Annotated in this window: 12 protein-coding genes; 1 reads left to right on the plus strand and 11 read right to left on the minus strand. The window is 44.4% G+C overall.

Features of this window, described 5'->3' with window-relative positions:
- Window positions 1–42: 42 nt before the first annotated feature.
- The 8 genes from H8S75_RS08275 to H8S75_RS08310 form a co-directional block, all read right to left on the minus strand.
- A complete protein-coding gene (locus H8S75_RS08275) occupies window positions 43–1362 on the minus strand; it encodes an extracellular solute-binding protein (RefSeq protein WP_243270210.1) in 1320 nt (439 codons plus the stop codon).
- Window positions 1363–1404: 42 nt separating this feature from the next.
- Complete coding sequence (locus tag H8S75_RS08280) at window positions 1405–2319, minus strand: carbohydrate ABC transporter permease (protein WP_187020684.1); 915 nt, start codon at window positions 2317–2319, stop codon at window positions 1405–1407.
- Between the two features lie 17 nt (window positions 2320–2336).
- Window positions 2337–3047, minus strand: a complete 711-nt coding sequence (locus tag H8S75_RS08285; protein WP_187020686.1) for a GntR family transcriptional regulator — start codon at window positions 3045–3047, stop codon at window positions 2337–2339.
- Between the two features lie 316 nt (window positions 3048–3363).
- Window positions 3364–4200, minus strand: a complete 837-nt coding sequence (locus H8S75_RS08290; RefSeq protein ID WP_187020688.1) for a GDSL-type esterase/lipase family protein — start codon at window positions 4198–4200, stop codon at window positions 3364–3366.
- A 27-nt stretch (window positions 4201–4227) separates the two neighbouring features.
- On the minus strand, window positions 4228–5643 hold the full coding sequence (locus H8S75_RS08295; RefSeq protein ID WP_187020690.1) for an MBOAT family O-acyltransferase: 1416 nt from the start codon (window positions 5641–5643) through the stop codon (window positions 4228–4230).
- A 633-nt stretch (window positions 5644–6276) separates the two neighbouring features.
- The gene (locus H8S75_RS08300; RefSeq protein ID WP_187020692.1) at window positions 6277–7314 is read right to left on the minus strand and encodes an aldo/keto reductase; all 1038 of its coding nucleotides are present in this window, start codon (window positions 7312–7314) and stop codon (window positions 6277–6279) included.
- A gap of 66 nt (window positions 7315–7380) precedes the next feature.
- On the minus strand, window positions 7381–8142 hold the full coding sequence (locus tag H8S75_RS08305; RefSeq protein WP_187020694.1) for a carboxymuconolactone decarboxylase family protein: 762 nt from the start codon (window positions 8140–8142) through the stop codon (window positions 7381–7383).
- 78 nt (window positions 8143–8220) lie between these two features.
- Window positions 8221–8724, minus strand: a complete 504-nt coding sequence (locus H8S75_RS08310) for a flavodoxin (RefSeq protein ID WP_187020696.1) — start codon at window positions 8722–8724, stop codon at window positions 8221–8223.
- Between the two features lie 124 nt (window positions 8725–8848).
- On the opposite strand from H8S75_RS08310, the gene H8S75_RS08315 reads away from it, so the two are divergent.
- Window positions 8849–9736: a LysR family transcriptional regulator gene (locus H8S75_RS08315; protein ID WP_187020697.1), complete on the plus strand. Its 888-nt coding sequence runs from the start codon at window positions 8849–8851 to the stop codon at window positions 9734–9736.
- 132 nt (window positions 9737–9868) lie between these two features.
- Here the strand turns inward: H8S75_RS08315 and H8S75_RS08320 are convergent, their stop codons facing one another.
- The 3 genes from H8S75_RS08320 to H8S75_RS08330 form a co-directional block, all read right to left on the minus strand.
- Window positions 9869–10168, minus strand: coding sequence for a YciI family protein (locus tag H8S75_RS08320; RefSeq protein WP_187020699.1), 300 nt, complete (start codon window positions 10166–10168; stop codon window positions 9869–9871).
- A 490-nt stretch (window positions 10169–10658) separates the two neighbouring features.
- On the minus strand, window positions 10659–13214 hold the full coding sequence (locus H8S75_RS08325; protein WP_187021348.1) for an ATP-binding response regulator: 2556 nt from the start codon (window positions 13212–13214) through the stop codon (window positions 10659–10661).
- A gap of 35 nt (window positions 13215–13249) precedes the next feature.
- Complete coding sequence (locus tag H8S75_RS08330; RefSeq protein ID WP_187020701.1) at window positions 13250–14902, minus strand: diguanylate cyclase; 1653 nt, start codon at window positions 14900–14902, stop codon at window positions 13250–13252.
- Between the last annotated feature and the right edge of the window lie 89 nt (window positions 14903–14991).

The raw sequence follows: 14991 nt of genomic DNA on the forward strand, positions 1-14991 counted from the left end.
TATGTATTACCATGCCTTTCCATAATTCTAATTTTGTACGGTTTACTGCATTAACAGTTCCAGCTGTGCCTGTGCATCCGCCAGCCCCTGTTCCGTCGTCTTGACGCCTGCCATAATGCTTCCCATTTCAGCGCCCAGAATGTTCGTAAATTCTGTCCACTCAGCGATGGCCGGGCGATAGACTCCACTCTCCAGCGCTTTGCATACGGTTTCCAGGTGTGGGTATTCATTCAGTATCTCTTCATTGGTGAGGCAGCTGTATCTGCATGGTACCCCTCCGTTTGCAATACTCTCCAGCTGTACCTGAGGATCCATGATGTACTGAAGCAGTTCATATGCAAGATCCGGGTGGGGGCTGTTTGCCGGAATACCGATTGTCCATGTGCCATACTCCGAGGTATTGTATACCTGGCCGTCCTTCGCTGCCTTTGCAGGGCTGACCATGTAATTGGCCGCACTGTCCGCGCTTGGCACATACCAGCCAGGCCAGCCGATCGCAAGTGCTGCGGAGCCATTATCTACGGCTGCTGTCACATCATCCTTGGACATTGCAGCGCCGGTTTTAATCAGTTCTGTATAGTAATTCACAGCTTCTGCAAATTCTGCTGTATTTACCGATGGCTTATTATTATCATCGACTACCCAGCCGCCGTATGCCAGCAGGATCGGCAGAAAATCAGATACAATATTATCTCCGGTATCTCCTCTGTAGGCAAAACCGTTAATGCCGGATTCCTTCGACGCTTTCGCTACAGCAAGCATGTCCTCTAAAGTAGTGATTTCCTCCGGCTTGTAGCCTGCCGCCTCCACATTTGCCTTATTGTAAAGCAGAACCGTCACATTGCCAAAATACGGCGCCAGGTAGATATCATCTCCTACCATACAGATTCTGGTAGTGTTGGGAATAATATCATTATCAAACTGGTATCCCATCTCTGATAAATTAGCCAGTACATTGTTTTCCGTAAATTCTGCCATCCAGCTTCCATCTACCATACATAAATCGTAAGTTCCCGTTTCATTGACCGCATCCAGCGCGATTCCCGTATGTAAGTCGTCAAATGACATTTCCAGAACCTCAATCTTACAGTTATGATCCGCCTCGAAATCCGGGAGCGCCTTTTTAATGACCTCTGCATAGGAACCGCCTCTTAATATAAGTGTCATCTCTGCTGTTTCTCCCGGAGCCGCCTCCTGCGCCTGGCTGTTCTCACTCTGCATGGCGCTGTTCGTCTTTGTCTCCGTGCTGCTGTCTGCTGACTGCACAGTCTCCCGGACACTGCTTCCACACGCGGTCAGCGAGGCCGTCATCGCGAGGCCCGCAGCCAGCAATTTCAAATTTTTCATTTTCATCTTTTTCATATACATTTTCTCCATTTCCTTTCATGCTAACTTTTCTTTACTCTATTCTTTCACAGCCCCACTTGATAATCCGCTTATGAGGTAATTCTGTGCAAAGATCACAAAGACTGCCACCGGTATAAACGAGCTTACGCCCCCTGCTGCTACCAATCCAAAGTTTGTAACATTATCTTCTGTATTCAGCACCGCCAGGGCCAAAGGTATCGTATAATTGGATGGGGACCGTGTCAGAATCACGCTGTATGTATATTCATTCCATGCATACAGAAAGGAAAGCATGGCAATCGCCGCAATCCCCGGCAAAACCAGAGGCAGTACAAGACTGGTGAAAAGCTGCCACTCTGTTGCACCGTCGATCTTACCGCTCTCTTCCACTTCCTCCGGCAATTCCTCGAAGAAGGACACCATAAACCAGATAACCAGAGGGATATTAACCAGCATGCACGCCAAGATTATCGGAAGTCTCGTCCCCATCACCCCCATCCTGGTAAACAGGGTATACAGCGGAATGACAAATGCTACCGGCGGCAGCACTCTGATCAGCAGCACCCACCCGGTTACAGGCAGCCTCAGACGAAACCTAAAGCGTTTCCGCGACAATATGTAGGCTGTGGTAAGCCCCAGCGCCAGAGACAGCACAAGCGCAGTCCCCGCATTGATCAGGCTGTTTTGAAGGGCTGTACCAAATGACTTCTGATTAAACAGTTCTGTAAAATGGGAAATGGTAAGCTGTTGAGGAAATAATCCCGCTCCCGAACTGGTTTCCGCCGTCGGACGGATTGCCATGATTATCAGCCAATAGATCGGAAACAGTGTGACAAACAGTAAGACGGACAAACCGATTCCCTTCCATAAAAATATGCATTTTTTTCTCATAAGCCCTCTGTTCACCCGGCTTATATCCCGTTCAGCTGCTGCTTTTGTTCTTACCGGCAGCGCACGCTCTGTCATTTCCATGTTGAATACCTCTCTTTCTACATCTTTCTTCTGAGATGAAGATTCATAATATCTGTTCTGATATAATCATAGGAAAACAGAACAGGGATTCCTTCATCATTTATATGCAGCTGTTCAAGAAGCACTACTGGCTCTTTTAGATACACAAGCGCCAGTTCGTCCCATGCGTTATTGGGATTAACTCCTTTAATGAAGGTATCCGCACCGGCAATTGTGACACCGCACTTATCTCTCAATAACTGAAAGATACTGCCCTTTAACCCCTCATCGAAGATATCACCCACCAGCTTCTCCGGAAATATATTATAGGAAAATACAACCGGCACCCCATTGGCCGTTCTCTCTCGGTTCATCACTACGATCCGATCCTGCTGTGTCAGCCCCAGCCGCTCCGAAACCACCAGATCCGGCGTTTCATGGGTGACGCTGTAGAATATACTTCCCGCTTCATATCCCGCATTTTCAATCATCTGCCCGATGGAGCTTAAAAACATGATTGGATTCTCCATCTTCTGCTTGTTCTCTTTTACATAAGTTCCTGAACCGTGACGCTTGTCCACCATTCCCTTTTGCTGCAGAATATTCAAGGTTTCCCTTATGGTGGATCGCCCCACATGGAATTCTCCTGCAAGCGCTAACTCCCCTGGTATCTTCTGGCCGATCTGCCATTCTCCGTTTCTTATCTTGTTTTCCAGAATTCCTGCTATCTGTTCATAACGGTACTGCATCCTGTACTCTCCTGTTTTCGTTTTATGTCTCGCAATAGTTGTCAGACATCTTTTATGTTTTTAATTATAGAGAGAGGAAGTAAAATCTGTAATCATCTTTACGTAAACTGTTAGTAAAACCGGGCATGTACTGCCAAAGTAAGCAAAAGCGAGTATAATCAGGCGAGGGGAACTAATCAATGAAAGCCAGTGATACTCTGATCTTTATCATCAGCTTATCACTGGCCGGAAGTATTTTATATGGAATTGTATCAAGGATAAACTTACTTTTTAAAGACCAGGAGCATCTCCAGGGAACTGCAGAACATTACGCAGTTCATCCGCCGCTGCGAATCCACTCCACCCATACCGAGTAATATTTCCCCAGAATATGTGCGCCATCAGTGGAATAAGCCACAGACAAATTTCCGTTCTCATCGTCAAAGAGGCTGTTGACATCGATGTAACGACAGCCGGTATCTTCCGCTATATTTTTAATAGATTTATTTAGGGCATCAATTCTCTGGTTATTAAAAATATTGCTTTTGGCGGCTTTTTCCCCTGTTACGTGTAAATTGGCCTCAAGCACCAGGGCTGCCGCAGGCTGCTCTGCGCGGATTCTCTCCACGACAGAGCGGTATTGATTGACAATTGCCTTATCTTCATATCCAAGCTCGTTGATACCCAGCATGAGATAAATCGTTCGATAGTTTTCCGACGCGAACACTTCCTCCAGCGTCTTTTTCTCGCCGCCTTTCACGGATACCCGAGCCTCAAAGAGATTAAATACCGACATACCGGAATTCGCAAATACATCCGCCTGCCCTAAATCACCATATTCGGAAAGCCCCACAGTCCGTGAATCTCCTATAAACAACACACTGGAAAAATCTTCATTAATATCACTCACACTTACAGCCGTTTCTCCTGTCTCCGGAGATGATGGTGTACTCTCCTCTGCGTTCATTGCTTCCATCTTTTCCGTCTCTTCCGCTTCCACCGTCACGGATGCCGCCATTTCTGCGCTCTGTGCCTCCACCATACGGTTGTCCGCAAGTATTGCCCCCGTCTCCCGGGCTATCGATTCGTTTTTCGGTATATCCATTGACAGTTTCGTGGCTGCCATGACAATCATACTGCCTGTCAAAAGAATACTGTACCAATATCTTCTCATCCCACACCTCCGCCTTCAATCATAAATCTAAAATCTGAAATATAAAAACGGATCGTCCATTCCAATACGTATACAATACACACAAGCCCAGAAAACGGCCAGAAGCACAACTGCCGTAACCAGGGAGTATTTATGCCGATTATAAATTCGACAGGGGATATCCGTCATAAACACAAGCCCAGCCGCAATGGAGACCGCGTAAAGTTTTCCATACTTCAAATAATCCCCACTGAAATAGAAAAGGCTCTGTTTCATTAAAAATGGGAACAGTCTCTGAAAATACAGCAGGATCTGTCTGATGTCCGTAACGGCAAACACAAGCCAGGTCAAAGGAATCGTAAGCATCATATAGAGATGTCCGATTACCCGCCGCCGTTCCAGCACCCGAAGCAGTCCAATGCGCTCGATGGACATGATCAGGAACAGCAGAAGCCCCCATATTATAAAGTTCCAGCTGGCTCCGTGCCAGAATCCGGTTAAAAGCCAGACTGCCAGCAGATTCCGAAAGGTCAAAAGGGCCCCTCTCCGGTTCCCTCCCAGGGGAATGTATACGTACTCCCGGAACCAGCTGCCAAGAGTTATATGCCACCTTCGCCAGAATTCCGTCATGGACAGAGACATGTATGGATGATTGAAGTTATTCGGAAGCTTAACCCCCATCATAGTACCCAGTCCCTTTGCCATAAGTGAATACCCGCAAAAATCAAAATAAATCTGCAGGCTGAAGGCTGCAAGACCGAGCCAGGCCAACGGGGTGGAAATGCTCTCATAACCAATCGTCTGCACTTCAGTCCATAAGCCGCCGACCCGATTTGCCAGGAGCACCTTAAAGCCCAAACCAATGGTGAACTCCCTCAGCCCATCCTCAATGGCGCGGAAGGTAACCTTCCTTCTGCCAATCTGTGCCCGTATAGAGGAATACGTCACAATCGGACCTGCGATCAGCTGCGGGAACATGCTGATATACATGCCGAAGCCAACCATAGACCGCTCATAGGGAACCGTTTTTCGATATACATCCGCCAGATATGAAACAGCCTGAAAAGTATAGAAACTGATCCCCACCGGGAGTACCGGCGCAAAAACCGGCAAATGCAATGGAATCCCCGCTCTTCCCAGAAGCAGATTAACGTTTTGGGCGATGAATGCGGAATATTTAAAAAGGATCAGCCAGGAAAGGTTATAGATTATACCGCAGACCAGCCACCTCTTTCGCATCCTCCCCAGCCTCCGCCGTCCTATCAAAATCCCGATTCTGTAGTTGACCAGAATAGAAAGGACCAGGAGAACAAAATAAAAAGGGGTATCCCTGACCCCATAAAAATAAAAACCAAGGCTTCCCGCAAAAAGCCAAAAATTCTTCCAGCTGCATGGGATTATGTAGTAGATCATCAAAAATAGCGGAAGAAACCGAAATATAAATTCTAAACTGCTGAATACCATGTTTTCCCTCTCATTTGTAAATTCCTGCTTCTTTTTTAGACAAATAATTAGGGCAAAAAGTTGCAAATATCGAGTCTTTTTAGAAAACAATTTAAAGATACATACGATAAACAGATAAGAGCTACTACGAAAATAAAATGTTAAAAGGATAACAAAAACAAACGCCCCGGCAAGATGGCTGCTGGAATGTTCGCACAAACTGCACCATCCAAATCCTTTGCAGCCGCTTTCCGTCAGTACAAATGAAAACAGATGCCCGAATCACTTCTTCTGCTAAATGGATCGATCATCCTGACTAAAAAACATTCTTGGCCTGCTCCAAATCCGACGATCCATCTGACTTCAATCCCACCGTTCCCGGTACATCGCACCTGAATAAATGTAAGTTCCCTTCTTATTCCTTACTGCAATTACAAAGAGTCCGGCAAACCGGACTTGCGCGCCGGAGCGCGGTCGCTTCAGCGGCCATACTTCCTTAGCGCGGAGTGCGCATGCCCGATAAAACGGGGCATCGGCATCTGAATCCCATGCACTTTACTTTGAAAAAGTGCATTTATGAGAAAAAATACCTTTTGACACCCGAATCTCACCCAATCTTTTTCAAACCTTTATTCGAAAATAAGTGTTCTATCATCAAATTTTCTGGTCTCCTACAGACCAGACATGTTTTTCCCTGCGGGTATCCGGTCTATTTTGTGCCATTACACCCACCAGGCGATGCGGCACATAAGCCTCCTCAAGGTATGCCAGTTCTTCGCCCGTCAGTTCTGTTTCCGCCGCTGCTGCCGCGCCTTCTATGTGGCGGGACTTTGTAGCTCCAACAACCGGGGATGCTGTCTTTGTTAAAAGCCAGGCCAGTGCAATCTCCGTCATGGATACATTCCGCCGGTCCGCCAGCTCCGCCACTCTCCCAATAATGATATTGTCCTGTTCGGCTGTTTTATCGTACTTAAGACGCGCATAGTTGTCTTCTTCCAGCCGTCTTGATAGTTCCCCCGGATGTCTTGCCAGCCGTCCGCCAGCCAGCGCGCTGTAGGGAGTCAGCGCAATATGTTCCTCCTGACAGTATGGAACCATCTCCCGCTCTTCTTCCCGAAAAATCAGATTATAATGCCCCTGAACGGATACAAACTTTGCAAATCCTTCCATTTCCGCCAGCGCATTCGCCTTTGCCAGCTGCCATGCAAAGCAGTTAGAGATTCCGATGTACCGTGCTTTCCCTGCTTTTACAATCCGGTTTAATCCGTCCATCATGTCATAAAGTGGTGTCTGATAATCCCACATATGATAGATATACAAATCCACATAGTCCATACTCAGATTTTTCAGGCTCTTATCTATCATACGTTCAATGTGCAGCTGCCCGGTGATGCCTTCTGCAATTTCTTCCGTTGTTCGCGGAAGAAATTTCGTGGCGATTATCACCTTATCCCGCTCAGCATAATCCCGCAGCGCCCGTCCCACATACTGCTCACTGGTACCGCTCTGATAAGCGGCTGCGGTATCGAAAAAATTAATTTCCAGGTCCAGAGCCCGTTTGATAATTTCCCTGGAATGATCTTCATCCAGTGTCCAGGTATGCTGGCCGTTCTGTGAATCTCCAAATCCCATACAGCCCAGACAAATGCGGGAAACCATCAGATCTGAGTTTCCCAATTTAGTATATTTCATGTTCTCAGCCTTCCTTCTCCCCTTCTATATTATCTTCTTTCATTTTTCACATGCTTTCTTTATATCTTACTTTTCAAATGCCTGTCTATACTGCTCCGCATCAACTGGTTCACACCACTCATTGCCCGCATTTTCGCCCGGGACTTCCACTGCCAGATGTGAGAACCAGCTGCCCGGCGCCGCACCATGCCAGTGTTTTACGCCTGTTGGAATGTTGACCACATCGCCCGGTAACAGATCCCGTACCTCCCTGCCCCATTCCTGGTAATACCCACGCCCTGCGACACAGATAAGTATCTGCCCGCCACCCTTATCGGCACGGTGGATATGCCAGTTATTGCGGCAGCCCGGCTCGAAGGTTACGTTGAAAATACCCACCTGGTCTGCGGAAACAGGTGCTAAGTAGCTCTGGCCGGTGAAATATTCTGCAAAGCTGTCATTCGGCTCCCCAATTGGAAATATCATGCTGTCCGCGTACTCTTCTTTGGCGCTGGCGGTCACCTCACCAGCCGTCCAGACCTCCTTCGCCATGCGGAATGCCGCCCACGCCTTGGGCCAGCCTGCATAAAACGCCGCATGTGTCAAAATCTCGGCGATCTCTGTTTTCGTGATTCCATTTTTCTTCGCGGTCTCTAAATGATATTTAAATGAGGAATCGGTAAGTCCTTGTGCCATTAACGCCGTCACGGTAACCAGTGAACGGTCTCTAATGGAAAGTTTATCCTCCCTGGACCAGACCTCCCCAAAAAGAACATCGTCATTTAATTCTGCAAATTTAGGTGCAAACGTACCAAGTGCCTCCCGGCCTGCTGTCTGTTTTACTGCCATTTTTTCATTTCCTCCGTGAATTATTCGTGGTCATTTACTGTCATTTTAGCTGTTTGCTGTCATTTCAGCTGCCTTCTGTCATTTCAGCCATCTGCGTATCTCCGGTTCCGCAGATCCGGCGCTTCCGCCTCGGATCGCCAGACCTTTTTTCAGCTTTGCGCCGGGACAAAGGCGGTGGATATCCGCCTCACTGCTGCCCATACCGCTGCCCTCGTGGGTGCAAAACGGACAAATCGTTTTACCAGTGAAATCAAAATGCTCCAGAAATGTGAATACTGCCATCGGCATCGTGCTCCAGTAATTTGGAAAGCCCAGATAAATTGTATCGTACTTCTCAAATTCTTCCGGATAATGCTTTAACTCCGGCCTGGCGTCCCGCCTCTGATCCACCTGCGCCTCCGCAATGCATTCGTTGTAATCCCTGGAATATTCGTGAACTGGCTCCATTTTAAAGAGATCGGCTCCTGTCAACCGTTGAATAATGCCTGCAGCAATCTCCGTATTGCCAACTTCCAGGTTTTTGAGCATTCCGTTCACATAGTTTTGATGCTTTCTTGAAAAATAAGCAATGAGTTCTGCCATATTACCTGCCTCCTTTTTAATTTCTGGCTTAATTATAAAACAGTATTTCTTGACACGGAATCTCCAATATGTTACTTTGGTATTAACTTATAGTTAATACTCTGTTTAATCCAGGAGGCTGACCATGTTTAATCCCCAGCTGACCGTCTTTGTATGTGTTGCCGACTGCGGCAGCTTTACAAAAGCAGCAGAAACTCTATTCCTCTCACCGACCGCTGTAATGAAACAGATCAATGCACTGGAAAAGCATCTGAATCTGAGGCTTCTTCTGCGCAGTGCGCACGGCGTTCATCTGACACCTGCCGGAGAAGTCATCTACAGAGATGCGCGTTTTCTGTTCGATTATTCCAGGCGTTCCATCGAGCAGGCAAGGCAGGCCATGGATGATGCCGACCGCATGTTCTGTGTGGGAACTTCCCTTTTAAATCCAGCTAAACCGTTTATGGATCTTTGGTACAGGGTCAATCGGGCCTTTCCCAATTACAAACTTCACCTGGTTCCTTTTGAAGACAATCACGAAGGCATCCTCTCCGAGATTGCACAGCTTGGCAAAAAATTCGATTTTCTGGTTGGAGTCTGCGACTCGAGACTCTGGATGGAAAAATGCAGTTTTCTCCAGCTTGGACGCTACAAAAAGATGTGTGCCGTGTCCAGAGAGCATCCCCTGGCCTGTAAACAGAATCTGGAAATCTCTGACCTCTACGGAGAAACGCTTATGATGGTTGCCGAGGGCGATTCCGGCACCAATGACTTTATCCGGAATGACTTAAATCGGAATCACCCGGAAATTCAAATCGAAGATACTCCACATTTTTACGATATCTCAGTCTTTAACCGGTGTGCCGAAACGGAAAATGTGCTGCTTTCGCTGGAATGCTGGCAGGACGTGCATCCGGGACTTGTCACTATACCGGTAAACTGGGAATACAGTATTCCTTACGGCCTTCTGTATCCCTTGAATCCTGAGGATGATATCAGGCAGTTTGTCGATGCGGTGAAAGAATTGATTTGACATATTACGTATCCTGTTTAAGGAAAAAAATAGCTCCTGCCGTGTAACTTTGGCTGGAGCTATTAATTATTTAGGATCGCTTTACTCTGCACATCAACATTTTTTGTTTTATTGAACCAGAATACTTCACAATCACAGCAGATAATTATTTTCCCGATTCGCAACCTGCAATTCAACCAATTTATATGTTGCATATCCACCGGTAACCAATGGCTCTCTGCTGCAAATATCTTCTGCCTCCTCACGACTGTCTGTTTTCAAAATATACATACCTGCCATCCCCGGATAACCTTTAAACACGCCGCAAATTTCCAGCTTTCCCGCATCGTCCAGCCTTCTTATATTCTCAACATGCTCTGTGACTGCTTTCTTTGTCAGCTTATTATAGGTCCTGCTCTTCTCGATCATCATCATGTACATTAATTTTTCCATGCTACACACTCCTTCCATCTATTCCAATTTACCATCTCGGTATAAGAACCAAAAACTCATAAAACTACGTTTCACTCGTACTGCCGATTTCAAGAAGATTTCCCTCCGGGTCGGCAACATAAAAGTTGCAGTTTCCCGTAACTCCCCCAACTGATAAGCGTTATTTTTCATCACTTGATCAATTAATGTATTTTCGGAAAACCATACTTTTATTCCCTCTAAACAATATTCTTTCATCAAAACATCGACTGAAACAATATAAACTTGGTTTTCAACGTGAAAAGAATGATTCTCACATACAATGATAACACTCCTCTTATCTTTTACACTGTTTTGCGCTCAGCTCCCGGTTCCACTTTATCATATTACACTGCAGATTGAAAGCATAAAATAATAAAAAATATTAAATGAAATAATTGTAATATCGTGATACGGTACATTCATGGACTAATGCTTAGTTGAATAAAATACCATAAGACTACTATGATAATTATATTAAATATCTTTTTAATAAGCGTTTTAATTCCATAACATCGATAGGCTTTGCTATATGGGCATTCATACCGGACTCCAGGCAACGCTGTATGTCATCAGAAAAGGCATCCGCACTCATGGCAATGATTGGGATAGATAAAGCGTCCGGGTGATTTAATCCCCGAATTATCTTTGCAGCCTCATACCCTGTCATATGCGGCATTCGTATATCCATAAGAATGGCATCGTAATACCCCGCTGGTGATTTTTGAAACATGTCCAGGCAAATCCGTCCATCCTCTGCCCAATCCAGTTCTACACCCAGGTCAGATAATAATTCACTTGCAACTTCCCAGTTAAGCTCATTATCCTCTGCAAGCAAAATACGGCATCCGGACAAATCAATATTTTGATTCAATTTCTGGCCGTGCTCCGTTTCAATGTCCATATACTGACACAAAGCATGATACAGGGTAGATTTGAAAAGTGGCTTGGAAATAAAACCACTAATACCTGCTTCACGGGCCTCCGCCTCAAATTCACTCCAGTCGTATGCAGAAATCAGCAGAATTGGTACTTCATCTCCCAGTTTACGCCGGATTTCTTTTGCAGCCTGAATCCCATTCATACCAGGCAGTTTCCAATCTAATAGAATAATTTGATAATCATCTCTTTTTTTATGGTGTTGGATTACCAGTTCTATTGCCTTTTCTCCACTTAATGCCCATTCTGCTTTTATTCCGATGGATTTTAGTACGTCCATGGCTGCCTTACCTAATAATTCGTCATCATCAACCACCAGCATATTCCAGGAGGGAAGAACCATATCCATTTCCACTGCAGCCGCTTTTTCAAAATCAAACGTGAGAAAAAATTCGGTTCCTTTATCAGGCTCACTTTTTATATCAATGGTTCCTTTCATTGCGTCCACAATGTACTTAGTAATTGCCATTCCCAAACCGGCACCTTCAGTTTTATGTATTCTGGTTTCATCCGCACGGCTATAGGATTCATATATTTTTTTCAGAAAATCCGGCGACATACCGATTCCATTATCCTTGACCTTGATGTGAATTCGGACATACTCTTCTCCTTTTGGAGATTTTTCTTCAGAAAGGGATAATTGTATCGAGCCGCCCTCCGGTGTATACTTCGTTGCATTTGATAAGAGATTTAGTAAAACCTGGTTTAAACGAACACCATCGCACCACACATTTTCTGTCAGGATATTTTCAACATGTATGTCAAAGGTTTGCTTTTTACTCTTAACCTGTGGCTGCATAATATTAACAATTCCTTCAACAACCTCCTTTAATGAAATCTGTTCTGTTGTTAAAGTTAATTTACCACTTTCTATTTTCGACATATCCAAAACATCATTGATCAGCCCTAATAAATGTTTACTCGATAATGCAATTTTTCTAAGGCAATTCTGTACCTGTTCCCGGTCATCTATGCGGGCTGTGGCAATCGCGGTCATGCCTACGATTGCATTCATGGGTGTACGGATATCATGGCTCATATTAGCTAAAAATTCACTTTTAGCTCTGCTTGCCTCAAGAGCCACCTGACGGGCCTCCTCCAATTCATGCAGCTGAGAACGGGTTATGGAGAAATACCATCGAAAGATCAATGTCAGGATCATCAAAACTGATGCACAGGCTAACAATGTCATCACCATACGTTGACTGCTCAGACGGTCTATCGTACCACTCAATACACTGTAAGGCATTACTGCTACCAGATACCACTCAGAATAAGGTAATGGCGTACCATAAATTTGTCGTGCTTCATCGTTTATTTCAAGTATTGCAGCATACTCTTTATGCGCTCTTAGAGCAAGGCCAAATTCTTCAATAGTATTTTTTGCAAATGACTTATCTGTTACAGATGCAAGTTGATTTTGTAATTGTTCAAAAAAATCCAATAACTCTGTGTTGGGATTTTGTATGACAAAACTGCCGTCTGGCCGAATAATATGATAATACATCAATTGATTTTCATCCTCCAGAGAAAGGAAACCAGTGATATACTCCAACGGGAGAGCAGCCACCAAGCCGATACTGTTACCACCGTCCTGCATCGGATAAGCGGCTTCAATGCCAAACAGTACCACTTCATTACCAGTCGAATCAATACCTACAGCGACTTTCTTTTCCCCCTGTGTTAATGATTGTATAAAAGGGGCCGGATTAATCGGCTGTATGGGCTGTCCATAAAGCATTTCAAGTTTTCCCCCGGCTGAACAAAGTGCTACATAGTCAAAATCTCTGACTTGTGCCCTGTAAACAAGTTCCTCGTATAGTTTCTCTTTGTCTCTATTATCCGATGAAACTACGGAAGTAATACCACTGACCTGACTAAAACGTAATTCAATAACACTTTCAAAATGTCCGGACATTTGTTCATTCATTCCAGACATGTATATTTCACCAACTTCACAGATGGTGTCTCGGCTTTTTCGATTCATATAAATTCCCAGCAGGCTGAAAACAGCAATACTAAAGATCAGAAGTCCGATAAAGCTATATATAAGAAATCGTGCTGCAGCATTCTTTTTATCATTACCCATTGATGTTATCAGGTTCATAATCACATTCCCTCCGTTTAGATGAAGTATCTGCTGCCCTTATCCTCGTTAAGGAAACATATAGTCACTTTATTTTTTGTATTTTTTGACTGGTACATCATATTGTCTGCAGCTTTAAAGAGTTTCTTTGTAGTTCCGCTTCCATAAGAGCCACCTAAGCTTACAGACATATGTAATTCAGGACAGTCATCAATTATCAAACTATCAACAGAGTGCCTGATCCTCTCCAGTTTTTTCTCGAATATATCCGGGGGAATACTGAAAAAGATAATTACAAATTCATCTCCACCATAGCGGATTACGGCATCTGTTTTTCGTACACAGGATAAAACCGTTTGCGCAATTCTCTGTAACACGATATCGCCTGCATCGCGGCCATAATTATCATTGATATATTTAAAATTATCTACATCTATTATAACCATCGCCTGAATATCATCTGCGTCTTGAAAATGCTCGTCATAATACCGGCGATTGTAGACGCTGGTTAACGAGTCAATATATAGTAATTGGAGATCTTTCTGTTTACGAGACAGGAAGGTGTATTTTTCATAGGAAAATAACCTGTCATAGTCTATTTTATTTCTTATGTTCTGAATATTTTCAGTCTCCTGTTCAGAAGAGATGTCCATAAGCTCACTTTCAAGTGTATCAGCAATTTCCTGCAGACACCGTAAAAGAATAGGATTAAATGCACCACATTGTCCTTCCAGAATCATTTTTAAAGCCTCTTCATGTGAATAAGCTTTTTTATAGCAGCGCTCACTGGTCAAGGCATCATATACATCGGCCAGCGCTACCACCTGGGCAGCTATGGGTATTTCTTCCCCCTTTAATCCATCCGGATAACCATTGCCGTCATACCTTTCATGGTGCCATCGGCAAATCTCAGAAGCTACTTTGACAAGCGGGGCTTCCTGTTGCTCAATGGGCAAGTCTAACAGCATATTGGCGCCGATCATTGAATGAGTTTTTATCACTTCAAACTCCTCTGATGTCAGACGTCCATGTTTATTCAATATTGTATCTGAAATGGAGATTTTCCCAATATCGTGCAGCCCGGAAGCAGTGCTGATTAAAGAAATATCTGCTTTGGACAAAGAATATTGATCTGTAAGCCGGACCAACTGCTTTAGCAAATATTTTGTAATAGTATTCACATGCAATATATGTAAGCCGCTCTCTCCATTACGGAATTCCACAATATGAGACAGGATTGAGATCATTAGCCTATTATTATTTTCCTGCTCGTGAAACTGTTCTGCGATAATTTTCTCAAGTCGCTGCTGGCGTGCATATAAAAGCATCGTATTAGAAATTCGGCGCTGGACAATGGTCGAATCAAAAGGACGGCTGATATAGTCAAACGCCCCCAAATCATAGGCTAGCTTTATATTCGCATGGGAATCATCAGCCGAAATCATAATAACAGCCAGGGTATCATTCCAGTGGTATTTATTTATGTAGGCCAATACTTCAAATCCATCCATTTCAGGCATCATAATGTCAAGAAGCAGAAGGGAATAATCTGTTCTATGCCTTGAAAGGAGAGAAATTGCTTCTGCACCATTTTCAGCCTCAGCCACATCATATTGTTCTTCCAGGATATCTATCAAAAGCGCGCGATTCATTTTTGAATCGTCTACAATTAAGATTTTTTGTTTTTCCATGGCTCTAAAGCTCTTTCATAAAAATTATACGGTTTTTATTATACTATTTACCTTAAATATTGACAACAGCCATATTGGTAAGGTGTACA

The sequence above is a fragment of the Hungatella hominis genome (assembly GCF_014288005.1).
Taxonomy (GTDB): domain Bacteria; phylum Bacillota; class Clostridia; order Lachnospirales; family Lachnospiraceae; genus Hungatella; species Hungatella effluvii.

What these genes read in the sequence shown, in the direction of transcription:
- H8S75_RS08280 (WP_187020684.1), bottom strand. Translation starts at nt 2,319, where the DNA reads ATGGAAATGACAGAGCGTGCGCTGCCGGTAAGAACAAAAGCAGCAGCT.
- H8S75_RS08330 (WP_187020701.1), bottom strand. Translation starts at nt 14,902, where the DNA reads ATGGAAAAACAAAAAATCTTAATTGTAGACGATTCAAAAATGAATCGC.
- H8S75_RS08325 (WP_187021348.1), bottom strand. Translation starts at nt 13,214, where the DNA reads ATGGGTAATGATAAAAAGAATGCTGCAGCACGATTTCTTATATATAGC.
- H8S75_RS08320 (WP_187020699.1), bottom strand. Translation starts at nt 10,168, where the DNA reads ATGGAAAAATTAATGTACATGATGATGATCGAGAAGAGCAGGACCTAT.
- H8S75_RS08315 (WP_187020697.1), top strand. Translation starts at nt 8,849, where the DNA reads ATGTTTAATCCCCAGCTGACCGTCTTTGTATGTGTTGCCGACTGCGGC.
- H8S75_RS08285 (WP_187020686.1), bottom strand. Translation starts at nt 3,047, where the DNA reads ATGCAGTACCGTTATGAACAGATAGCAGGAATTCTGGAAAACAAGATA.
- H8S75_RS08275 (WP_243270210.1), bottom strand. Translation starts at nt 1,362, where the DNA reads ATGAAAAAGATGAAAATGAAAAATTTGAAATTGCTGGCTGCGGGCCTC.
- H8S75_RS08300 (WP_187020692.1), bottom strand. Translation starts at nt 7,314, where the DNA reads ATGAAATATACTAAATTGGGAAACTCAGATCTGATGGTTTCCCGCATT.
- H8S75_RS08290 (WP_187020688.1), bottom strand. Translation starts at nt 4,200, where the DNA reads ATGAGAAGATATTGGTACAGTATTCTTTTGACAGGCAGTATGATTGTC.
- H8S75_RS08305 (WP_187020694.1), bottom strand. Translation starts at nt 8,142, where the DNA reads ATGGCAGTAAAACAGACAGCAGGCCGGGAGGCACTTGGTACGTTTGCA.
- H8S75_RS08295 (WP_187020690.1), bottom strand. Translation starts at nt 5,643, where the DNA reads ATGGTATTCAGCAGTTTAGAATTTATATTTCGGTTTCTTCCGCTATTT.
- H8S75_RS08310 (WP_187020696.1), bottom strand. Translation starts at nt 8,724, where the DNA reads ATGGCAGAACTCATTGCTTATTTTTCAAGAAAGCATCAAAACTATGTG.